The following is a 22,682-nucleotide window of genomic DNA, read 5'->3' as shown; positions in this document are numbered from 1 at the left end:
ATTTACATTACCCCAGTATTAGTATTGCCCAAAAAATAAAAAATTAGTACAGGAGTAAATTCCCATACTAATTTCTAGTTAGATATACACTTCTAAAGTCATTTACACAAATCTATAAACATTCTCGAAATAAATCATTTTCTGCTCTTTTTGTATTGTAAAATTCAAATTATTTTTCTAACAAACTATCATGAGGCCAACCTTTTTGACCTTTTTCTAAGATAAATAGTCTATTTGCGTCTATACCTTTTTTATCAATTAAATATCCTACAGTGTTTTTTGCACCGCTACCACCACCTGGGCAAACTACAATGATTGGGTCTTTTGTGGCGTTAATTTTATCCAAAGCTACATCTATTTTAGCTTTTAATTCTGCAGTATCTGCTGGATAGGCATAAGTTGGTATTGTGTTAACAATGTGATGATCCTTATAGTCAGCCTCAACTTGGATATCTACTAGGTACATTGGGTCCTTTTTTTCTATTGCGGTTTTTAATTGATCCGCTGTATAGTACTGATATTTTTTTTGTGCTTCAGTTTTTGTCGAAGTGGCTGATTTACCACAGCCTACAAGTATGGATGACATAATTATACAAACAGTTAATAAAAGAGTGAATTTCTTTTTCATTTAAATACCCCCCCCGATTTTTTTAAAATTAAACATTTGTTACCTTTAATAGTATATATGAACAGTATTATAAAAACCAATAGACATATCTAATAGGTTATAGAGTTAGTATTGGGGGTATCTATAGCAAGGAATATGATTTATATATCAAGAATTAATTGAGGATGGAGTTGATGTTGATTTTCCATTGGTTTATAGAGCTATGGCTGGAGTTATTCAATTGTGCAAGTGGAGGTAGATGTAACAGAGAGAATAACTTAGAAGTAGGTATATTAAACGTATTTGAACCTGAAAGTATTTTTACAAAAAAAATGCCAAGTTCAATAAAACGACCTATTGAAGTTGCTAAATCTATTATGGAGAGATTTGAAGTTATAAAGGATGGGATATATGAGGTATATGAGATAAATAGAAGATACCTAATATAAATTCTTTACTTTAATTCCATTTAATGATATTATCTTGTAAAGAATAACTTTGCAAAGTTAAAAACTATTATTATAATAGAGCAATTATGGAAAATAAGATTATTATAGCAATTAAGAGAGCTGATGCTTGGTGAAAATCAGTGTGCAATATAATCCCTCCGCTTCCATAGCAATATGCTAAAAATTGAAAGGTTTGTGTCCTTTACCGCACAATAAAGTGGTCATATTTACTTATGACAAATTGAGTGGCACCGCGAGAGTTTAGCTCCCGTCTCTATAGTTTTATAGAGATGGGAGTTTTTTGTTTTAAAAAATATTAACTACAATGTCTAAGCTGTTGAAAATATAAAAGAGAAATTGAGGAGGAAATATATTATGTTAGATTTAAATTTAATTAGAGAAAACCCGCAAATGGTTAAACAGGCACTTTCTAAGCGCATGGATAATATTGATTTTGATGAGCTACTTCAATGGGACGCCGAAAGAAGAAAATTAATATTTGATATTGATATCTTAAAAAGCAGGAAAAATAAAGTGTCTAAAGAAATACCGGAACTTAAAAGAAAAGGTAAAAATATTGAAAGTTATTATTTGGAGATGAAAGAGGTTTCAAGTAATATAAAGATGCTTGAAGAACGATTGACTCCACTTGGAGAAAAGATAAATACCTTCTTAGAGGCCTTACCTAATTTGCCAGATGATGATGTGTTAGCTGGAGGAAAGGAAAATAATAAGGTGATAAGAGAGTGGGGTAAAAAACCTGATTTTAAATTTATTCCGAGAGATCATGTGGAACTTGTAACAATGCATAATTTAATAGATTATGAAAGGGGAGTAAAGCTTGCAGGGAATGGTTTTTGGATTTATAAAGGTGATGGTGCTAGGCTTGAATGGGCTCTTCTTAATTACTTTATAGAGGAACATTTAAAAGATGGGTATGAATTTATTCTGCCTCCACATATTTTATCATACCAGTGTGGATTAACAGCAGGCCAGTTTCCTAAATTTCAGGATGAAGTTTTTAAGGTTACAGATAATAAAAACAATGAAAATAGTCAATTTCTACTTCCAACCTCTGAAACTGCATTAATTAATTTGCATCGGGATGAAATTCTAAAGGAAGAAGAACTTCCAAAAAAATATTTTTCATATACCCCTTGTTATCGAGTGGAAGCAGGAAGCTACAGAGCATCAGAGCGAGGAATGATTAGAGGACATCAATTTAATAAGGTAGAAATGTTTCAATATACAAAGCCAGAAGATTCGGATGCTGCATTTGAAGAACTTTTGGGTAAGGCAGAGAAGCTTGTTCAAGGATTAGGACTTCATTATCGAGTTGCTAAATTAGCTGCAAAGGACTGCAGTGCATCTATGGCAAGAACTTATGATATAGAGATATGGATTCCTAGCATGAATGAGTATAAAGAGGTAAGTTCAGCATCAAATGCTCGTGACTTTCAAGCAAGACGTGGAATGATTCGATTTAAAAGAAATGGAAGTAAAAATACTGAGTATGCTCATACCTTAAATGCATCAGGTCTAGCTACAAGTAGATTACTTCCTGCAATGGTAGAACAAATGCAGCAAGAGGATGGAAGTATTATTGTCCCAGAAGTATTAAGAAAATGGATAGGCAAAGAAAAAATATAACAAAAGACCTCTGGAATTTTTCCAGAGGTCTTTTGTTATATATATGCAAATTAAATTGTGTTTTTTAGAAAACAAGCATTAGTATTTATTAAATACTGGTAAATTTTATTTAATATGGCCTTAAAAAAACTTTAATTAGTTGGCTCTAAAACCACCAGGTTATTACCGATTTTTAGATCTTTCCAATTAAGCACCATACATGAATCTAATTTAGGGTCATACATATTAACCGCTTCATCTTTGAGAAAGTTTTTAAGATTAAAGGCTGCATATATAAAAGCCGCCTTTTTCTTGTTCACAGTTGGGTATTTTCTCATATTAATTAATCCACAAGCTGCCCCTGCTAGATGGAATGAAGGATCATATAAGCTGTTACGACTATCGCAAACTATTAATTTCACATTTTCTCGAAGCTTGCTTATAAGTTGTCGTAAAAGAGTCATACCTTTTCCTTGAGGAAGTTCTACATCTGTTATTTCAGCACTTAAACTTTCACATACCTTACTCCATAATTCCCTATCTGACTCTTTATCAATTTCTAAACAATCACCAATGGTTATAGACTCAAGATATCGTAAATCGTGGAAAACATTACAATCTTCTAGTAAGTCACAAAAATCAATTATAATAGGCTTATTTTCAGTTATTATAATGTTATCTCCTTGAAAATCTCCATGTGCATAAGAAGTAAGACAAATCACCTTTAAATTATTCCAAACATTTTCATTGTTGAAAAAATAATATGGATTAGGTAGTAATATATCTGTTCCATCTAAAGATATCCATTTTATATTTTTGTCTATCCCTATGGATTCAAAAGATTTTATGTATTTATTATCCATATATCTATATGAAAGTTCATTTTTAACTATATCCATAGGAGACATGTTCTGTTTAACATGCTCTTTGTTCCAAGTAAATAAAAACTTAGTTATTGCTGATATTATATTATCTTTAAGTTCATCTTCATTTAAAACCTTATCCAAAAATGTCACACTATTGTATATGTCATCCCCAGCTAAATCATATAGATTAACATATAAGGTTCCCTTGCTTTTATCTTGAATTTTATAACTAGATAAGAGTTTAGCTATATACTTTTGCATATTGTTTTCTACGGCCAGGCCGTAAGCTTTTTGAAATACTTTTGCTTCATTGTTTTTAGTTACCTTTAAAATACCTACTCTATTAGCAGTTCCGTATTCAACCATATATACTCCGGCAGCAGACCTTCCGCTTTTAAACTTTTTTAATACTTGAAAAGGCGCAATTTTATCTTTTGTATCTGCGCCTATCTTATTTATTTGATTTATTACATCTACGATATCCATAGTTAAACCTCCCTAGTACCATTTATAAAAATTGTGCTCTATTAAAATATTTTCTAAAATAAGCTCAACTTCATATAGTATAATATAATCGCTAAGAATACACAAATTATTATGTGTGATTTTGACTTTTTACAAAGAATATGTATTTTTAATAAATAGGCAGTTTATATTATTGAAAAAGTATTGGAAATAAGAAAAAAATTTTCAAATTTTAGATAACAGTTAATTAAAGTTGCAATTTCTTATCAGTAATACTATAATATAAAAGATACTTAGATGCAAATGATTTGCATTTAATGAAAGGGTGAATAAAAAAATGAAAAATATAATGGCTAAACTAACATCACTAATGATTGTATCTGTAATGCTCCTTAGTGGATGTACAACGCAAAAAAACAATGAGGTATCAGCTGATGCTGGTGCAAATAATAAAAAAACATTGACGGTTGCAACCTCCTTTTATCCTATGTACATATTTTCACTAAATGTAGCTAAGGATATTCCAAATGTAAAAGTTGTAAATATGACAAAACCCACCACAGGATGTCTTCATGATTATTCAATTACTACTGATGATATGAAAACACTAGATGCTTCCCAGGTGTTTGTAACTAATGGTGCAGATATGGAATCATTTATGGATAAGGTAACAAAGCAAATGCCTAATCTTAAAGTTATTGACTCAAGCAAAGGAATAAAACTGATTAAAGGTGAGGGTGACGAGGGATACAACCCACATTTATGGGTAAGTATTTCTAATGGTATAACTCAGGTGAAAAATATAGGAGAGCAGCTAGCTACAATAGATCCTACTAATGCACAAAAGTACAAAGCAAATACTGATGCATATGTAGTGAAACTTGAGGCTCAAAGAGATAAAATGCACAAGTCATTGGATAATATTAAAAACCGTGACATAGTTACTTTCCACGAGGCATTTCCGTATTTTGCCAAGGAATTTAATCTTAACATAGTAGGAGTTATTGAACGTGAACCTGGTTCTGCTCCAAGTGCAAAGGAGTTGCAAGAGACTGTTGAACAGGTGAAGAAACTAAAGGTAAAAGCATTGTTTGCAGAACCACAGTATCCTCTTAAAGCTGTTGAAACTATTGCAAAAGAATCAGGCTCTAAGATTTATACCCTTGATCCAGGTGTTACAGGACCTATGGATGCAGATGCGTATATTAATACAATGGACAGTAATTTAAAAGTATTGGAAGAGGCATTAAAATGATAAATAGTAATAAATTGACAAGTGGTAACAAAATGACAAATAGTAATAAGATAATAAATAGTGATAAAATTAAAAATATAGATTGTAAGAAGTGTAGCTGTGGACTATGTTGCACAAAAATAAAAGATTTTGGTGTGACTATTGGAAAAACAGAAATATTAAAAGATGTCAATCTCCACATTCATTGTGGAGATTTGACTGCGATAATAGGAGCCAATGGTGCAGGAAAGAGTACACTCATAAAAGCTTTATTGGGAGGAATACCACATTCAGGGCATATTACTTTTGCTGGCGGAAATAAAAAGGTTATAAATAACCCTAAAATGGGTTATGTACCTCAAAAACTTGATTTTGATAGTAGCTCTCCTGTAAGTGTTTTGGATATTTTTGCGGCTACATTAAGCAGTAGACCGATTTGGTTTTCTATTTCAAAAGATATAAGGCGAAAAGCTCTTAAGAGCTTATCTTTGGTTGATGGAGAATATCTTATAGATAAGCGTTTAGGGGTACTATCCGGTGGAGAATTACAAAGAGTGCTTTTAGCCTTAGCGCTAGAGCCTATACCAGATATATTATTATTAGATGAGCCAGTATCAGGAATTGATCAAAATGGGCTAAAGTTATTCTATAAAACTGTATCAAATCTAAGAAGAGAATATGATTTATCTATTATTTTAGTTTCTCATGATCTACATTTAGTATCTCAATATGCGGATCGTATTGCATTTATTAATAATAAAACCATTGAATGCTGCGGTACGGCAGAGGAAGTATTTAGCAATGAAAAAGTAATTGATGTGTTTGGTGTAGATTGGAATAGTGTTTTAGTAGACAAAAACAATAGGGAGGATGACTAATGTCTTTATGGTATAGTATCGTAGATTTTTTACTTCCCTTTGATTGGGCTCATTATACATTTATGAAAAATGCATTATTAGGTGTTTTATTGGTCACTCCTATGTTTGGTTTACTTGGTACCATGGTTGTAAATAATAAAATGGCTTTTTTTTCAGATGCACTGGGACATTCAGCTCTCACGGGAATAGCAATTGGGGTAATTTTAGGTATTAAAAATCCAATATGGTCTATGCTGGCATTTTCACTTATGCTTGCTGTAGTAATAACTAAAGTTAAGAATGTAAATACTTCTTCAACGGATACCATAATAGGTGTTTTCTCATCTACAGCAGTTGCGCTTGGAGTTGTAATGTTATCATTTGGAGGCGGCTTTACAAAATATTCGGTTTATCTTATAGGAGATTTATTAAGTATTAGTCAAATTGATTTGTTAATACTTCCAATTATATTTGTAATTGTGGTTATTATTTGGGTAATTGCCTTTAATAAGCTTCTATTAGTAAGTGTAAATCCGTTATTGGCAAGAAGCAGGGGCATTAACATTAATTTTTATGAATATCTATTTACAATTACTGTTGCAATTATTGTAACAATGTCCATCCAATGGGTAGGAGTTCTAATTATAAGTTCCATGCTGGTGCTACCTGCCGCCGCTGCAAGAAATATTTCTAGCAATATGAGGCAGTACCATATATATTCTATAGCAATTGCCCTTATTTCAGGAGTAGCAGGACTTATTTTATCTTATTTTTTAGGGTCTGCTTCGGGTGCTACTATGGTGCTGATTTCATCAATGTTTTTTGGAATTACATTTTTTATGAAAATGAAAATTTACTCATAAAAAAAGGAGCTGTGGCTCCTTTTTTTTATGAACATAAATAGATAGAGTTATTAAATTAGTAATGAGATAAATTGTATTAATCTATTTGTTAAAAAGGATAGACGTACTCGTTTTTTGGCTTTTCTGCATTGGCTATACTTTGTGCTATAATTACAGCAATTCTTTCACCCTTATAATCTATTATTTCTACTTTTCCTTTGACAAGTATCCATGTATCTTGTTTTAAATCCTTAGCTTTATCATAATGACACAAAAGCCCTACTGGCTGTAGGTCTGCTGCGCAACAGGACATCATAAATCTAGCTGGAACAAACTCATTTATTTTAAACGCCTTATCTTTAAATACGAAACCCGTTAGTTCAATTTTTTTACCTTCGTATTTATTCATATTATAAGAAATCTCTTGTACCCATTTCACAAAATTATTATCATTAATAAAGATGGTGTTATCCTCCATTTTTAAAGATTTATCTACTTTACTAGAATTTATCTTTGCAGTTTCTGCATTAATATCTGTAGTTTTAGTAGTATCTATTATATTATTGTCTGAAATGTTATTCTGCTTTGTAACAACAATTTTTTCAACGTTTTTAGGAGTTGTACGTGACATTGACTTTGAAGAAACTGATGCTGTTGGTATTAGGAAGGTCATAAACAGAGGAATAATAAAAAATAAATAAGGCTTTATATTTACTTTTTTCTTTGGTTTAAATAATTCGCCTGCAATGAATAGTGAAAGTAAAATCATTGCTACAATTCCAAATTTCATATAGGGGATAATCCTAGGGCTAACGTAAAGTAGCACTTTATCTGTTTTTATTATGTAATAAAAGAAAAATGCGAATCCGATTAATATAATTAGTTTTAATAATACTTCTATGTTTATTTTTTTTAGTCTCATTAATTGCATAAATTACACCTCCATTAGAATAGCATAGAGAAAAAAATTAATACCACGAAGGAAATCACAGTTATTAGAATTACAAGTTTAATAACAACCCTTTTTTCAAAGTTTCCCAAAAGCATAAGCAAGTTCTTTATATCTAACATAGGACCAAGTACTAAAAACCCTATTACTGATCCCAGGGGAAATTGATTTATAAAAGGTCTTGCTATAAAAGCATCGGATGTTGAGCATACTGAAAGTATAAATGCAAATAACATCATGATTAAAATTGAAATTATAATTCCTCCACCTAAGGTTGAAAATAGGTCTTTTGGGATTATAGTCTGCATTATGCTAGAAAGAAATGAACCAATAATTAAGAATTTTCCTACTCCAAAAAATTCAGACCCTGCATGCTTGAATATAGCATCTATCCTTTGTCTAAATCCAGCTATATTATTATAATCATCACTACAGAATCCACAATTACAAAATGATTTATTGCTATTGTTTAATAGCATAGGATTTTTTTCGGGAGAAAGAAGAAATACCAAGCCAACAAAAAACGCTACTATAATGCCTAAGCATGTCCTATACACCGCTATAAGTGGTTGGTTTGGAAATGCATATAAAGTAGAAGCAATAACAATTGGATTTACTATAGGCGCAGCGAGCATAAATGTTATAGCTGCAGGGAGAGGTACGCCTTTTTTTATAAGCCGTGCTCCTACAGGTACAATGGCACAATCGCATACTGGAAAGAATAATCCTGCCAATATAGCCACAATAAATTGTAGTGCAGTATTCTTTGGGAAAATCTTTGTTATTTTTTCTGTTGATACAAATACTTGTATTATAGAAGAAAAAAATACACCAAATAATATAAAGGGAAAGGCTTGAATTAAAATGCTTAGAAATACTGTATTGAATCTTTGTAGCCAAGGTAAAATTATATTAGTAATTTCAAAGCCTATTGGTTTTATAATAGAATACAAAAAATAGGCTGCAGTTAAAAAAAAGATTGTCATGAGAAGTAAAAGTTCATTATTGAAAAATTTCGGTTTAGTCTCAATTAAAATTTCTTCACTTATTTTAGCTGACTTGTTTATCTCTCTTAAAGTTCCTTTTATATTCTTTATTTTTTCCGTATTTAAATCATTTGTATTCTTTAGAATGATAAAATCACTATTTGAAATTTGGTTTATAAGTATTTCGCCAAGATTATTCATAAAAAGATCAAAGGTTGTGGCATCAATAAGATGCACAATGTTAGGCGCAGTGCATTTTCTACTTATACTAAAATAGTAAAAAATTTCCAATAAGTCATCAATTTTTTTTATGCCGTTGGCTTCTATAATGATTTTATTTGGTTTGTATTTTTCAATGATTTTATTCATATACTCTACATTTATAGGATTTTGTTTACTTACATTTTCAATAAACAAATTTTCATTTTCTATACTATCATAATCTATGGTTGTCTGTCCTTTTTCACATTGTATTATAACTATTTTATTTTTTATAAAATCTTCATTTATAAGCTTATCATTTACAAATTTAGTTTTACCAGAACCCAAGAAACCAGTAATTATATCTACTTTTATTTTCATTATCTAAAACCCCATCTATTCTGTTACATTAAACAAATTACAAAGTTCATTCTTATTTAAGTTTTCACCTATTATACATAACCTTCCTGTATAATTAGGGTCTATATTTTTCACTTCAAATTCACCAGGCACATAATCAAATTGTAACCATTTATTTTTATCACTTTGTACAATGCCTTTTCCTCTTAAAACAAATCCATAAGTTTTATCATTGGATAAACTGCTGAGAATTTTCTTTAATTCGTCTTCCTTGTATATATTTGGAGTTTCTACGCCCCAAACTTGAAAAACTTCATTGGCAGCATGGTTATGGGGTTTAGAATTTACATTTTCATTCTCTTTAGTGTAGGTGTGACCTTTTATAGAAAAGTTTTTTGCACTTTTTATTTGATTTTCTAAGGAGGCTGAATCATTTTGCTCTGCAACATCTATTATAATATCTGAAGTTAGGCACTCTAATGCTGTAGTTATTATATTACACTTATCATTTAACTTATGTATAGAATCAACCACAGACTCTAGATTTTTTCTATCAGATTTTTCAGTTCGACTTAAAATAATTGTTTTTGCATTCTCTATTTGATTTTCGAAAAACTCACCAAAATTATCTATGTATAGTTCATATTTTAATATGTCTACAAGAGTTATAATCATATTAATTTTTATTAGATTTTTTAATTTAGTTGTTTCACAGGCTTTGATTATATCTGAAAGTTTTGCTACGCCAGATGGTTCTATAATTATTCTATCTGGATTATACTTTGTTACAAGCTCTTGGATAGCTTTTTCAAACTCACCAACAAGCGTACAACATATACACCCAGAATTAATTTCTTTTATTTCAACATTTGATTTTTCAAGTATACTTCCATCAATACCAATTTCACCAAATTCATTTTCAATTATAACTATATTTTCGCTATGTAGTTTTTCCTGAAGTAGTTTTTTTATTAAAGTAGTCTTTCCAGACCCTAAAAACCCTGAAATTATGTCGATTTTTGTTTTCATTTTCTATGCCTCCAAAAATAATTTTTTTATTGAATTATGAAGATGCAAACCATTCGCATTTACATTTGATTCTATTATATTATTATGTATTAAAAATTACAACCTATTTTTGATATATAATCGTTTTAGTTATGCAATGGAAGAGTTAAAGAAATTCAAATATAAAAAATGCTATTGAAAATCTATATAACTGAACGCACTTCTATAGAGATGGTCTATTGGACTCAAACAATTATTGATGTTACTCTAGTTGAGGAACTATAGTAGAACAGGGTTCGCCAGATAAAATATTCAATTACGCAGAAAATTCTAGAACTATAAAGTTTTTAAAACAAGTTCAATTAGAATAGAGAAGTAAAAAAGTATACAAATATATACATCCAATAGGAGGAATATTATATGAAAAAAAAATCAGGATTAATTCTTAGTATTGTGCTTGCAGCAAGTTTAGTTTTTTCTGCATGTGGAAACAGTAAAACTACAAGCAATTCTAATGAAAACAAGGATTTAAAAGAAAACAAAATAATGTTTAGTGGTTCATCTACAATTGCACCTATTATAGCGAAGGTAGGGGATAATTTTACACTTAAAAATAAAACTTGGGATAAGGTAGATAGCAGTTTGCCAAATGCTTCTATAGAAATAGCAGTATCTTCGGGTGGTTCAGGTACTGGAATTAAAGCTGCATTAGAAAAAACAAGCAATTTTGGTTTAGTGGCAAGGGAAGTTTCTAAGGATGAAAAGGCAAAAATGCCTGCTTATAAAGAATTTAAAATAGGTATGGATGCCCTTACTATATCTGTAAATCCTCAAAGCCCTATCTTAACAAAAAAGAAATCCTTAACTACCACAGAAATACAGAAAATTTTCTCAGGAGAAGCTAAACTTTGGAGTGATCTAGATTCATCATTACCTAAAAATAAAATTGTTGTAGTAACTAGAGACGCTGGTGGCGGAGCTGGAGAAGTATTTGAAAAGGCTGTAATGGGTGACAAAAAAATAACTAAAGATGCTATACAATCACCTTCTATGGGAGCCTTGGGACAAAAAATTATGGGAAATAAGGATGCTATAGGTTATGCATCTGTTGGTATAGTAGACACAAACAAAGGTAAAATTATTGCCCTAGATGTTGATGAAATAACACCAACAGCAGATAATATAATAAGTGGTAAGTATAAGATAGCTAGACCTCTTTTAATAATGAAAAATAGTGAATTAAATGGACAAGAAAAAGCTTTTATTAATTATATAACTTCTGATGAAGGTTTGAAAATAGTTAAAGAGTTAGGATTTGTACCTTTTAAGTCCTCAAAATAAGTAAGTAAACAAGCTCGCTGAGTTTAATTATTAGCGAGTTTATTTATATATGAAAAGGTGATGTTAATGAGAAACTATATTGAAAAAGGCTTTTCTGTTTTAATAAAATTTCTAGCACTTGTTTCTGTTGCCATCTTAGTTTTAATATTAATATTTATTTTTAAAGAAAGTATTGGGTTATTTAATAGAGTTTCCTTATATTCTTTTCTTTTTGGAACGGAATGGCAGCCTTTAGGTATTAACCCCCAGGTATCAATAAAACCTTTTATAGCAGCAACTATGATTGTGTCAGTTATTGCTATAGCCATAGCCATTCCTATAGGAGTTGGGTTTGCCATGGTTATATCTGTTTTATTACCTGTAAAATTAGCTAGGATTCTAAAGGTTTCTGTTAACATATTAGCCGGTATTCCCTCAGTAGTATATGGATTTATTGGGCTTTCTGTATTAGTTAAATTTTTTGAAAAATATTTTTCCTTTTCTACAGGGGAATCAGTATTAGTGGCTGGAATACTACTTTCTATAATGATTTTGCCATATGTGGTATCTTCTTGCACTGAAACTATAACTAAGATTAACAAAAAATATAGTGTACACTCTTACGCACTTGTTGAATCAAAATTTTATATGATGAACAATCTTATATTACCTGCTTGTACGCGAAGCATAATAGCGTCTGCCATACTGGCTACTGGGAGAGCTATGGGTGAAACTATGGCAGTTATGATGGTAATTGGCAACAGTCCTCTTATGCCAAAATTTTAGGAAAATCAGAAACTATATCATCGCTTATTGCACTTGAGATGGGTTCTGCTCAAATTGGAAGCCTTCATTATCATGCACTTTTTGCAGCAGGTTTTGTACTTATGATATTGCTTTTATTAATAAATGCTTTATTCTACAGCATAAGTAGAAGAATTAATTTATAAAGAAGGGATTAAAAATGAATAGATCTTTAAAAAATATTCCTTTTATATTGTGGTATTTTGTAAGTGGTTTTATTGTGGTATCAGTAATCCTATTTATATTCATATATGTTTTTATAAAAGGTTTTTCATCAATTAATCTCGAATTCATTCTATCATCTCCAAAAGGAACCCCTCTTGGTATGGAAGGTGGAATACTTCCAGCTATATTGGGAAGCTTAGCCCTAATGCTTATTGCTTGCATAAGTGCATCAATTTTAGGAGTAGCTATGGCTATTTTTCTATGTTTTTATTGTAAGAATAAAAAGATTAAGGGGTTGGTCCATTTAATAGTGAGTACAATAGCTGGTATTCCATCTATTGTACTTGGACTCTTTGGATATTCTTTTTTAGTTTATTTTAGTGGTTTTGGTGTAAGTTTAATTTCTGGAGGAATTACTCTAGGTATAATGATTTTTCCATACATTGAGGTTATTACGGAAAAAGCCATCTTAGAAGTAGATAAAAAATTAACCCTATCCTCATTTGCACTAGGAGTGGATAAATGTTACACTTTTTTTTACATAGTTATTCCACAGTGTAAAAATGAAGTTTTCTCTGGAATTATAATGTCAGGAGGATTTGCAATGGGCGCAGTAGCACCCATTATGCTTACTTCGGCAGTGGTGTCTACAGGTAATCCAAATTCATTACTTTCTCCAGTTATGGCACTTCCTTATCATTTATATATTTTAGTAAGTCAAGGGGTTTCTTTTAAAAAAGCTTATGGAACTGCATTAGTACTTTTGATACTTCTTTTTTTGATTAATTTAATAGGATTATTGAAGAAGAAAACAATTGTAAAATCCAAGGTAATATTATGTTTAAAGGACAAACTACAAATAATATAAAAAAAGAACAGCTTAGAAAAAATATTGGTTGTGTGTTTCAGATGCCGACGCCCTTCCCCTTGTCTATTTATAAGAATATGGTATATGCCCTTAAATATTATGGAATTAATGACAAATCAAAATTAAATGTTATTTTAGAAGAAAAACTAAAAATGGTAGGATTATACGATGAAGTAAAGGATATTTTAAAGTCATCAGCACTTAAATTGTCTGGAGGACAACAGCAAAGGCTTTGTATAGCTAGAACACTTACAGTGGAACCTGAAATAATTTTAATGGATGAGCCTTGCTCAGCGCTGGATTTAAATAATATTGCTATAATTGAAGAAACCCTAAAAAAACTTAGTGAAAAATATACTATAATAATAGTAACCCATAATTTAGCTCAAGCTAGGCGGATTTCAGACTACACTGCTTTTATGATGGATGGACAAATACAGGAGTATGATAAAACTGAAAAAATATTTACAAATCCAGAAAATGAGAGCACAAAACAATACGTTAGTGGACTATTTGGATAAAAAATATATTTAAAGGAGAAATAAATTTGGAGATAAATATACCAGGAAGAAGTAATTTAGAAATAAAAAATGTTGTATTTGACTATAATGGTACGCTTGCAGTAGACGGCATAATGTCAGAGGATGTTAAAAAAATGCTTATAAGCATAAGTCGAGAATTAAATATTTACATAATAACTGCAGATACTTATGGGAATGTTAGAACACAATGTAAATCCCTCCCCGTTAATGTTGAAACTTTTTCTAAGGGAAACGCCACAATTTATAAAAAAGAGTTTGTTGAAAAAATAGGAGGGGAGTATACGTTAGCAGTGGGTAATGGACTTAATGATGTAGAAATGTTAAAAAAAGCAGCTCTATCCATAGCCATTTTAGGTGAAGAAGGGTGTTCATCACAAGCTATAATTAATTCACATATAACTTGTAAGGATATTAAGGAAGTATTTAATATGATTTTAAAAAAGGATAGAATAAGAGCAACATTAAGAGATTAATTAAAAGACGACCTATTAATTAGGTCGCCTTTTGACTTAAAATCCCATTACTTTTTTAAATGTTGCTTTATAAGACATCTTAAGTGTCAATGCTGCTAGGAAACTAACAATTATAATTGCTAGGATGCCCCAATTTAAAACAGTAGTAAGTCCAACAATCCATGAACATAAGGCAATAAAACCCATACCCAGCGTAACTATTGTAGCCCATACATATGACCCTGGATCATTGATTGGCTTTAATTCACAGGAAGCTAAAGTTGGATAAAGTAAGTTTGTACATAAAAGATAAAGCACAATAAATAATAAGTACAACTTAGGCAATTCCTGATGACTAAAAATTGATACAAAAATAGTACCAATGAAACCTAAAATATAAATTATATAGGTATGAAAATATGCCATTTTTATAATATCTTTAGTTTTTATCGGAAGGGTCAAACAGAAAATATATTTTTTTTCTGATATTTCATTCATACCCAAGGATACAATAATAAAGCCTACTATGATTACAAAAAATATTTCATAAAAGTCACTTCGCACAGAAGAGAAAGCCTTTACTACTGAGGGGCTAATTAAAAGCAATGCATATAAAAAGGTTTTATAAAAGAACCCAGCTTTAAGCATTTTAACATAGTTTAATAGTAATTCTTTCATTTCAATTACCCACCTCCTGGGAGATTTTTAAAGGTAACTTACAACTTAAATAATAACTAATTATAGATGAAATAAGTATAACAATTAACCCTGAAACACCACCGATATGGCTACAAGCTTTTAATATAGGAATAAACCTTGGTCCTAAACCACTGAACATATTTTGCTGGCTTACTAAAGTGCCTGGTTGCACATAGGGGATATTTGATAAATAAATTGCAAATACCATTGATAATAACAATAATACAGGAAATAAATACCTAAAGACCTTATATTTTTTAGCAGACATCGATGAAAATCCTATTGAAATACTCAAAGTCATAGTCCATATACAATAGATTAATACTAGAAATCCTGAATATGCTGATATAAGCTCACTTGTGCTGATAAAAACATTTAATCTTATAAAATATATTACTACAATAAAAAGGGGGATACTTACCACTTGAAAAATGATGAATTTGGCATTAAATAAATCTTTTTTTAATATTGGCGCCTGTATTAGAAAATCATTCATATTAACAGTGACTTTTCCTTTTCGCGTAGAAACACGTTGAGCGTTAAAAAGAGATACACAAGATAAAATCATTAAATTTAGTACCTTAAGAACTATGGCACTGAACCCTATTGTTGTTCCGCTACATATATAATTGTGTACAGTCTTTGTTGTTTCAGTACATATCGTTATTGATATTAGTCCTGTAATAATGATAGATGCAGGTATTAACCAATTAGAGCCGCTTGGATCTAGAAACCAGTGAGCTTCAATTATCTTAAGAATTCTTTTCATAACTACTATACCCCCAAATACTAAAGGTTAATAGATTTTCAACACTAGGGTTAGCACCTTTGATATCTTTAAAATATTCATTAGCTTTTTCTCTTAATATCAAACCCTCAAAAGTAATCTCACCTTTTCTAATTCCAATAAACTGATCTTCAAGTCCCTTTAGCTCTTCTATGCCACCAGTTAATACAATATATTTTTCTTCAAGTTTATCAATTGAAAGGCTTTCTATTATTTTACCATCATGAATTAAAGTTATATAATCGGCTATTTTATCTAAATCTGAGGTAATATGTGTTGAAAAAAATACTGATTTTTCTCCATCAGACACAAACTCACGAAGTATATCTAAAATCTCAATTCTTGCAACAGGATCAAGTCCTGCGGTAGGTTCATCTAGAATTAATAGGTTTGGCTTATGTGCGAAGGCAAGAGCGAACATTGCTTTTGTTTTCATACCCTTAGAAAACTCACCTATTTTCTGTTGCAAAGGGATTTTCCATTTAGAAATATAGTTATTGAAAATATCTTCACTCCAATTATCATAAAATACTTGTAGTGCGTCTGCATGATTTTGTATAGTAGAGCTACTCATAAAATAATCTTCATCTGGGACATACCCAATCTGGGACTTTACAAATATCTCTTCAACCACATTATCTTTCCCAAAAATTTTGATTTGTCCTGAGGATTTCCCTATTGCATTTAATATTAATTTAATAGTAGTAGTTTTTCCTGCACCATTTTGTCCTATAAATCCCATAATGCATCCTTTTTTAAGGGTAAAGGTTACATTGTGTAAATTAAAATCCCTAAAATTTTTATTTAAATTTAAAACTTCTAATATATTATCCATTTTTATTACCCCCTATATAGTCTCAATTATTTTGATAAGAGTTTCTTTAGTTATACCCGCTTCTATTAGTTCATCAGTCATATTCTTAAATTTTATAATTAATTTATCTTTTCTTTCTACTAATAACTTTGATAAATCTACAGTGTTTACAAAAGTTCCCTTGCCAGATACGGTATATATAAGGCCTTCATGTTCTAAATCCGTATATGACCTTTTTGTAGTAATAGTGCTGACATTCAATTCCTTAGCTAGCTGTCTAACTGATGGAAGCGTGTCGCTTGCTTGAAGTTTTCCGCAAAGTATATTTGATTTGATACAAGCCTTTATCTGTTCATACATAGGTAAGTCACTTGTATAATCTATAGTAATATTCATTAATTCACCTCTTTTCAGCTAGCGTATATAAAATGCAATATCGTGTATACCATATATATACGATATCGCATTTTCAACTTATTGTCAATGGATTTAATGTTATACTTATATATGAAAATATAACGGAATCATAAATTATGGTTTTATATATTATAAATATTAAATTTAAATATGATTTAGAAAGGACTGAACAAAATTTATGAAATTGGTATGTTTCGGCGATAGCTTAACCTATGGATATGGGATTATGAGAGGGAAATGTTGGGTAGATTTAATTAGAAGAAAATTAGATGTAGAAGTTATAAATCAAGGTGTTAATGGTGAAACAACTGCTGCTATGATTTCTAGGCATTATATTGATATAGTAGAAAAAACTCCAAGTCATGTAATTATAATGGGTGGTAGTAATGATTTTTTAAAGGGATATACGGTGAGTAGAGTTGAAGCGAAAATAGGCCGCCTAATTACGGAAGCAAAAGAATATGGAATAATACCTATTATAGGCATACAAACCCTAATAGACAAAGATTTAGCACTTGAACATTGGAGTATTGATGTGGACTATCTAAAAGTAAATGAAAAGATCAAATTGTATAGGCAGTGGGTATTAAATTATTGCAATGAAGAACATGTTTTGTTTATAGATTTTTATAATGCTTTAGAAACTGCTAAAAAAACTTTATACCCAAAACAATTGTACATTGATGGGATTCATCTAACAGAAAAAGGCCATGAAATTATGAGCGAATGTGCATTATTAACGATTTAAGAAGGAGAACTTTACTATTTTAGAAATATTTAGGATAAAAATAAAATGAACTTTTTTCTGTTTCAGTCGTCTAATTGTTGAATTTAGATAATAATTATTTTATTGTAAAAGATATACAGGATAACTTGGAAATTCAAATAACATTTTAGCAATTATTGAATTCAATAAGGAAGTAAATTATTAGTAGAGTACTGATTTTTTTTAAGAAAGGCGGGGTAGTAGTTGGATGAAAAAGAACTAGTTCAACGTGCTAAGGATGGAAACAAAAATTCATTGAATATTTTATTCCAATTAAATTATAAAATGATTTTTGGCTTCGTAATCAAAATGACAACTAATGAATCGCTTGCACAGGATATAACGCAAGAAACATTTTTAAAGGCAGTGCTCAATATTAAAAAGTTTAATTGTGACTGTAAATTTTCCACCTGGCTTATAAAAATCAGTATTAACCTTTATAAGGATTATATGAAGAAAAATAAAAATATAGAGTTTAGGCAAGATGTTATTTCTATAGAATGCTGTGAGAATATGGAAGAAAAAGTTATGATAAGTTTACAGTATACAGAAGCTATTGAACAATTAAGAAAAATGTCATATAACAAAAGAACCTCTTTTATATTAAAACATTATTATGGATATAGTTTAGAGGAAATATCGAAAATAATGGATTGTCCACAAGGTACGGTGAAATCTCGTATAAGTAACTGTATAAGCTCACTAAGAAAAGTTCTTAAGGAGGTAATATGATGAAAGAAGATATTTTAAAAGATGAATTTTTAGAAGCACTAGGATTAATAAAAGAAATTGATACTCTCTCCATTATTGAAAATGGTGAAAGTATAAAAGAGAAACGAGGAATAAGGTTAAATAACATTGCTATGCTTATGCTGACATTTATAATAGTAGCAATGAATTATATAGTATTATTAACTTTGGGAATAAAGATATTTTTAATAATACAAATAATCCTATCTTGGATTATAACAATTATATTTTTACCCTTGCTTAAAATAAATTTGTATAGGAGGAGTTAGTATGAAAGGTGTTTTGATCATTTTTCCAATAATTTTTATTTTTTTATTCATATACCTTGGGCAAGCTTTTTGGATATATTTAGATGGAAAGCGAAGAGGCGATGAATATGTTTGGTTATGGTCAATTTTATCGCTGATAAGCTTCCCTGTCCCTCTTATAATTTATTTAATTATAAATCGTTCTGGGAAGAGAAAATGTAAGAACTGTGGGAAAGCGTTAGATATAAATCTTAAAAGTTGTCCCTATTGTGGAGATAATACAAAGAAGCAATGCGTCAATTGTGGAAATATGGTTGAAAAGGACTGGAATTTCTGCCCTAACTGTAATGAGAAGTTAAAATGAAATGCTTATTTTGTAAAAGATTAAAGGGGGAGGGATTGTTATGAAAAGTAAGTCAAAGACTATTGCCGGATTCACTATTGTTTGTATAATACTAAGCATAATTATTAGTATTTCTATAATGAAATTTTCGCGTGGTACTAATTTCACAATTATGAGTGTAGAAAAGAGTTCTGCAAGTAGAATGAAAGTTTCTTATAGATATTTTAATGGGACGGATACTCGTAAAATATCTCTAAAAGAAGGGGAAACGCTAAAGATTGACTTCGTAAGTAAGGTAAAGGAAGGTAAATTAGTTATAAGTATACTTGATAATAATAAAAAAATTGTAAAAACACTTGATAGCAATACTGATGGGAATGAAGACATAAAAGCGGAATCAGATGGAGAATATACAATTATTGTTAAGGGGTACAAAACTCGTGGAAGTTATGAGGTTAATTGGAGTAAATAGCATTTTCGTATCAGTTAATGTTAACTTAACTGATACGAAAGAGTCTAAGGTAGTTGCTATTTAAAATGGTTTGGAGTTGTATTATTTAATACCTGCTCTATTGTATCCATAAATGATTTTTTCTCATTTCTTCTTTTAAGTCTAAAATATAGTGCTGATAAAAAGTTTTTGCGATTACTTGTTAGATTGTGATCTTCAGGGTATTTGCCAGTCATTTCAATGTTTTCAAAGCTTTTTATCCAGCTTAAAAATTCTTCGTCATTAAGGATTTCTCTCTCAAATACGTTGGTAACGGCACCTATGAGGCGTTCGTCCTCACAATTTATATATGCATAATGGGTTATACATACTTTCTCTTTTATTGCTTTTAATATCTCTATTAATTCTGGTTTTTTAATTTCAGTGCATTGTGCAATTTCACTAAGTACATCACCGGTATGAGCAGTTGAATGTGCCCAACCCTTGATTTCTACATAACCTCTTGTATCTTTTTCTTGCTTTGTATATGCGATTACCGATGTATAAATTCTTTTTATTTGTTCTTCTGTAAAAAGATTGTTTTCACTTTCATTATGACGGGATAGTATTCCTTGTATAATTAATAAAGTAAAGGTTCTGTTAAAAACAGAATCATCTTCGGTATTGCCAATATTGTAAAATAAATGTTTATCACTTAATGATAGTTCCAATAAATTTTTTACTTCGTCATCTGTTAAATGATTTTCTGAAATCATGCTATAAAGAAGTTCTAAAATAAGTTCATCTCTAAGCTCAGGATCTATTGAACCTATATTTTCTAGCATCTCTAGGGCTAGGTCATATTTATTTGTACTACTTGGAATACTCCAGTTATTGTCTCTAATATCTAGTAACTGCTGTTTTAGTTGATTTATGCTTTGCATTTACTTTTCCCCCTTGTTTATTGATTAGTAAAGATATCCACAAATAACCCTATCATTTTTTTATAAGATGTATTTCATAATTATACCATGTAATTTAATTACAATGAAAGTTTGAATATAATTATTTTAGTCCTCTTTGGAATGAATATAGTATGTGTCATAAGGCTCCTCTAATACATAGCCAAGTTTTTGGGCTAAAGCCACAGATTCAAGGTTAGCCGCATCATAGCTAGGATATTTTCCTCTGTGAAGACAATCTAAAATCAAAGCAGAAGTTGCTATAGTTGCGAGTCCTTTTCTTCTATGATCAGGATGCGTATCAATTTCAAGCTCAATTCCATCATCATAAACACTATATGATGATGCACCACATACAACTTGTCTCTTATGCAAAATACAAAACCCTACGCCTTTATTCATATAATCATCTATGGATATATACTGGCTTGTAAAATCTTCTGAGAGTGCTTGGAATGATGGATCCTGTGCTAAGGATGTATCTATTTTTTTAAGCTCGTATCCTTCTGGTAGTCTTGATAAAAAGGATTGTATATGATTATGATTTAGATGTTCAGGATTCTTTTTGAATGCATAGCGTTGGAATTTTTCTATAGAACCACTATAAAAAGTTTCTATACGATTTTTCCATTCATCATTATTAACAATTACTAAAATATCCTCAGGAAGATTAAGTAGTAACTCTTCTGTAGCCTTTGCATAGGGATTCCCAGCGTAAAATACAAAAATACCTACTGAAACTTGTGCAACTGTAGGGTTTGTGAGATTGTCAACCCAAGCAGTTCCCATATGCCCTTGAAGACATGAAAGAATAATAGTGTTATTTGTATTTCCGAACATAGAAAACAATTGTTTTCTTAAATTAATATCAGTTTTATAGATAATTATAATCACTTCTTTCTATATAATATTTTACGAAAAATGGATTCATAGAACGAGTTTCTTTATATATAAACTACTCAATCTTATTATCACATTCATTGTATAGGGCATACAATAGAAAGAGTTTTTATAAGAAAACTTTCCTAATTTTAAAATTTGGTTTTTTAGTATAGAAACATATATAAGGGCAGTGGCCTAATAAATAAGAAATATTGATAAATGTACAAGTTAATGCTAAATTAAATACAAATAATAAAGTCTAGCTTATAAAAATAAATATTAAAAAGGAGATAAAATCATGAAGATAGTTAGTCTTAACTAAATGTATTAATTGAAAGGCTTCGACCGCACTCTTGTGGCTTCAGCCATGAGTTAGGTCGACTTGCATATTGTTAATTTATATTTAGAGGTGAAAGTAATGGCTCAAGTATATTATGGAAGTGGCTATGTTTATTCAATAGAATAGCATATTGATTGGTGTGTTAAATATAGATATAAAGTTATAACTGCTAGTATGAAAATTATATTAATAGCAAAAAATAAAAGTAGAAAGGTAGGTGAATTTATCTATGGTAAAAGGATTTAAATATTGTATTTACCCAACAGTGGAACAAGAAACACAATTAGCTAAGACATTTGGTTGCGTAAGGTTTATTTATAATAAAATATTAGCTAAAAAAATAGAATTATATGAAACTGTTAAAAAGAGTTTATCAAAAACTGACTGCAACAATTACTGCAATAGAGAATTAAAAAAAGAATACCTTTGGCTTAAAGAGGTAGATAAATTTGCTTTAACTAATTCTATTTATAATTTAGATAATGCTTATCAGAAATTTTTTATAGAACATACTGGTTTTCCTAAATTCAAATCAAAACATGATCATAATTATTCTTACACTACTAACTTTACAAATAACAATATCAAGGTTTTATTTCATAACAATTTAGTTCAATTACCTAAACTAGGTAAAGTAAAA

27 protein-coding genes are annotated in these 22,682 nt (G+C 30.0%); 16 read left to right on the top strand and 11 right to left on the bottom strand.

What is annotated here, in order from left to right; translation table 11 throughout:
• Window positions 1-169 precede the first annotated feature (169 nt).
• Entirely contained in the window at window positions 170-628 is a 459-nt protein-coding gene (locus tag ACREV6_RS04620; RefSeq protein WP_431576853.1) for a rhodanese-like domain-containing protein, read from the bottom strand.
• A gap of 173 nt (window positions 629-801) precedes the next feature.
• Here ACREV6_RS04620 and ACREV6_RS04615 point away from each other — a divergent pair, with 173 nt between their 5' ends.
• On the top strand, window positions 802-1,056 hold the full coding sequence (locus ACREV6_RS04615) for a hypothetical protein (RefSeq protein WP_431576852.1): 255 nt from the start codon (window positions 802-804) through the stop codon (window positions 1,054-1,056).
• A gap of 375 nt (window positions 1,057-1,431) precedes the next feature.
• Window positions 1,432-2,706, top strand: a complete 1,275-nt coding sequence (gene serS / locus ACREV6_RS04610; RefSeq protein ID WP_431576851.1) for a serine--tRNA ligase — start codon at window positions 1,432-1,434, stop codon at window positions 2,704-2,706.
• A gap of 131 nt (window positions 2,707-2,837) precedes the next feature.
• On the opposite strand, the gene ACREV6_RS04605 is transcribed toward serS, so the two are convergent.
• Entirely contained in the window at window positions 2,838-4,037 is a 1,200-nt protein-coding gene (locus ACREV6_RS04605) for a hypothetical protein (RefSeq protein ID WP_431576850.1), read from the bottom strand.
• Between the two features lie 316 nt (window positions 4,038-4,353).
• On the opposite strand from ACREV6_RS04605, the gene ACREV6_RS04600 reads away from it, so the two are divergent.
• Genes ACREV6_RS04600 through ACREV6_RS04590 form a run of 3 tightly spaced genes read left to right on the top strand, consistent with a single transcriptional unit; the run spans window position 4,354 to window position 6,970 of the window.
• On the top strand, window positions 4,354-5,271 hold the full coding sequence (locus ACREV6_RS04600; RefSeq protein WP_431576849.1) for a metal ABC transporter substrate-binding protein: 918 nt from the start codon (window positions 4,354-4,356) through the stop codon (window positions 5,269-5,271).
• Between the two features lie 32 nt (window positions 5,272-5,303).
• Complete coding sequence (locus ACREV6_RS04595; RefSeq protein WP_431576855.1) at window positions 5,304-6,128, top strand: metal ABC transporter ATP-binding protein; 825 nt, start codon at window positions 5,304-5,306, stop codon at window positions 6,126-6,128.
• Window positions 6,128-6,970: a metal ABC transporter permease gene (locus tag ACREV6_RS04590; protein ID WP_431576848.1), complete on the top strand. Its 843-nt coding sequence runs from the start codon at window positions 6,128-6,130 to the stop codon at window positions 6,968-6,970. The genes ACREV6_RS04595 and ACREV6_RS04590 overlap by 1 nt, the downstream gene beginning before the upstream one ends.
• An 88-nt stretch (window positions 6,971-7,058) precedes the next feature.
• Here the strand turns inward: ACREV6_RS04590 and ACREV6_RS04585 are convergent, their stop codons facing one another.
• From ACREV6_RS04585 to ACREV6_RS04575, 3 genes are read right to left on the bottom strand one after another with little or no spacing between them, the layout of a single operon-like run.
• Window positions 7,059-7,880 (bottom strand): TIGR03943 family putative permease subunit, encoded by an 822-nt coding sequence (locus ACREV6_RS04585; protein ID WP_431576847.1) that lies wholly within the window; start codon window positions 7,878-7,880, stop codon window positions 7,059-7,061.
• A 14-nt stretch (window positions 7,881-7,894) separates the two neighbouring features.
• Window positions 7,895-9,466, bottom strand: a complete 1,572-nt coding sequence (locus tag ACREV6_RS04580; protein ID WP_431576846.1) for a permease — start codon at window positions 9,464-9,466, stop codon at window positions 7,895-7,897.
• A 15-nt stretch (window positions 9,467-9,481) separates the two neighbouring features.
• Window positions 9,482-10,474 (bottom strand): GTP-binding protein, encoded by a 993-nt coding sequence (locus tag ACREV6_RS04575; protein ID WP_431576845.1) that lies wholly within the window; start codon window positions 10,472-10,474, stop codon window positions 9,482-9,484.
• Between the two features lie 399 nt (window positions 10,475-10,873).
• Between ACREV6_RS04575 and ACREV6_RS04570 the strand changes: the two genes are divergently transcribed.
• From ACREV6_RS04570 to ACREV6_RS04550, 5 genes are all read left to right on the top strand, one after another.
• The gene (locus ACREV6_RS04570; protein ID WP_431576844.1) at window positions 10,874-11,794 is read left to right on the top strand and encodes a phosphate ABC transporter substrate-binding protein; all 921 of its coding nucleotides are present in this window, start codon (window positions 10,874-10,876) and stop codon (window positions 11,792-11,794) included.
• A gap of 60 nt (window positions 11,795-11,854) precedes the next feature.
• On the top strand, window positions 11,855-12,559 hold the full coding sequence (pstC, locus tag ACREV6_RS04565) for a phosphate ABC transporter permease subunit PstC (RefSeq protein WP_431576854.1): 705 nt from the start codon (window positions 11,855-11,857) through the stop codon (window positions 12,557-12,559).
• Between the two features lie 178 nt (window positions 12,560-12,737).
• Entirely contained in the window at window positions 12,738-13,610 is an 873-nt protein-coding gene (locus ACREV6_RS04560) for a PstA family ABC transporter permease (RefSeq protein WP_431576843.1), read from the top strand.
• On the top strand, window positions 13,580-14,131 hold the full coding sequence (locus ACREV6_RS04555) for a phosphate ABC transporter ATP-binding protein (RefSeq protein WP_431576842.1): 552 nt from the start codon (window positions 13,580-13,582) through the stop codon (window positions 14,129-14,131). The genes ACREV6_RS04560 and ACREV6_RS04555 overlap by 31 nt, the downstream gene beginning before the upstream one ends.
• Window positions 14,132-14,157: 26 nt before the next feature.
• On the top strand, window positions 14,158-14,625 hold the full coding sequence (locus ACREV6_RS04550) for an HAD family hydrolase (RefSeq protein ID WP_431576841.1): 468 nt from the start codon (window positions 14,158-14,160) through the stop codon (window positions 14,623-14,625).
• A gap of 36 nt (window positions 14,626-14,661) precedes the next feature.
• Here the strand turns inward: ACREV6_RS04550 and ACREV6_RS04545 are convergent, their stop codons facing one another.
• From ACREV6_RS04545 to ACREV6_RS04530, 4 genes are read right to left on the bottom strand one after another with little or no spacing between them, the layout of a single operon-like run.
• Entirely contained in the window at window positions 14,662-15,282 is a 621-nt protein-coding gene (locus tag ACREV6_RS04545) for an ABC-2 transporter permease (RefSeq protein WP_431576840.1), read from the bottom strand.
• Window position 15,283: 1 nt separating this feature from the next.
• Window positions 15,284-16,072 (bottom strand): hypothetical protein, encoded by a 789-nt coding sequence (locus ACREV6_RS04540; protein ID WP_431576839.1) that lies wholly within the window; start codon window positions 16,070-16,072, stop codon window positions 15,284-15,286.
• A complete protein-coding gene (locus ACREV6_RS04535) occupies window positions 16,056-16,925 on the bottom strand; it encodes an ABC transporter ATP-binding protein (protein WP_431576838.1) in 870 nt (289 codons plus the stop codon). Before ACREV6_RS04535 ends, ACREV6_RS04540 begins: the two co-directional genes overlap by 17 nt.
• 12 nt (window positions 16,926-16,937) lie before the next feature.
• Complete coding sequence (locus ACREV6_RS04530) at window positions 16,938-17,300, bottom strand: GntR family transcriptional regulator (protein ID WP_431576837.1); 363 nt, start codon at window positions 17,298-17,300, stop codon at window positions 16,938-16,940.
• Between the two features lie 199 nt (window positions 17,301-17,499).
• Between ACREV6_RS04530 and ACREV6_RS04525 the strand changes: the two genes are divergently transcribed.
• From ACREV6_RS04525 to ACREV6_RS04505, 5 genes are all read left to right on the top strand, one after another.
• A complete protein-coding gene (locus tag ACREV6_RS04525) occupies window positions 17,500-18,069 on the top strand; it encodes a GDSL-type esterase/lipase family protein (protein ID WP_431576836.1) in 570 nt (189 codons plus the stop codon).
• 222 nt (window positions 18,070-18,291) lie between these two features.
• Complete coding sequence (sigY, locus tag ACREV6_RS04520; protein WP_431576835.1) at window positions 18,292-18,819, top strand: RNA polymerase sigma factor SigY; 528 nt, start codon at window positions 18,292-18,294, stop codon at window positions 18,817-18,819.
• Window positions 18,816-19,106: a hypothetical protein gene (locus tag ACREV6_RS04515; protein ID WP_431576834.1), complete on the top strand. Its 291-nt coding sequence runs from the start codon at window positions 18,816-18,818 to the stop codon at window positions 19,104-19,106. Before sigY ends, ACREV6_RS04515 begins: the two co-directional genes overlap by 4 nt.
• 1 nt (window position 19,107) lies before the next feature.
• Window positions 19,108-19,449, top strand: a complete 342-nt coding sequence (locus ACREV6_RS04510; RefSeq protein WP_431576833.1) for a zinc ribbon domain-containing protein — start codon at window positions 19,108-19,110, stop codon at window positions 19,447-19,449.
• A gap of 40 nt (window positions 19,450-19,489) precedes the next feature.
• On the top strand, window positions 19,490-19,900 hold the full coding sequence (locus tag ACREV6_RS04505) for a hypothetical protein (RefSeq protein WP_431576832.1): 411 nt from the start codon (window positions 19,490-19,492) through the stop codon (window positions 19,898-19,900).
• Window positions 19,901-19,956: 56 nt separating this feature from the next.
• On the opposite strand, the gene ACREV6_RS04500 is transcribed toward ACREV6_RS04505, so the two are convergent.
• Together ACREV6_RS04500 and ACREV6_RS04495 are read right to left on the bottom strand one after the other, a co-directional pair.
• Window positions 19,957-20,802 (bottom strand): DUF2785 domain-containing protein, encoded by an 846-nt coding sequence (locus tag ACREV6_RS04500; protein WP_431576831.1) that lies wholly within the window; start codon window positions 20,800-20,802, stop codon window positions 19,957-19,959.
• 126 nt (window positions 20,803-20,928) lie between these two features.
• Entirely contained in the window at window positions 20,929-21,714 is a 786-nt protein-coding gene (locus ACREV6_RS04495; protein ID WP_431576830.1) for a GNAT family N-acetyltransferase, read from the bottom strand.
• A 557-nt stretch (window positions 21,715-22,271) separates the two neighbouring features.
• On the opposite strand from ACREV6_RS04495, the gene ACREV6_RS04490 reads away from it, so the two are divergent.
• Window positions 22,272-22,682 (top strand): helix-turn-helix domain-containing protein (locus ACREV6_RS04490; protein WP_431576829.1); only part of this gene is annotated, 411 nt, incomplete at its 3' end.

The sequence above is a fragment of the Clostridium sp. genome, from assembly GCF_050717515.1.
Lineage (GTDB): Bacteria > Bacillota > Clostridia > Clostridiales > Clostridiaceae > Clostridium_AD.
The sequence above is the reverse complement of the archived record's forward strand: the minus strand, read 5'-3'. Positions and strand labels throughout refer to the sequence as shown.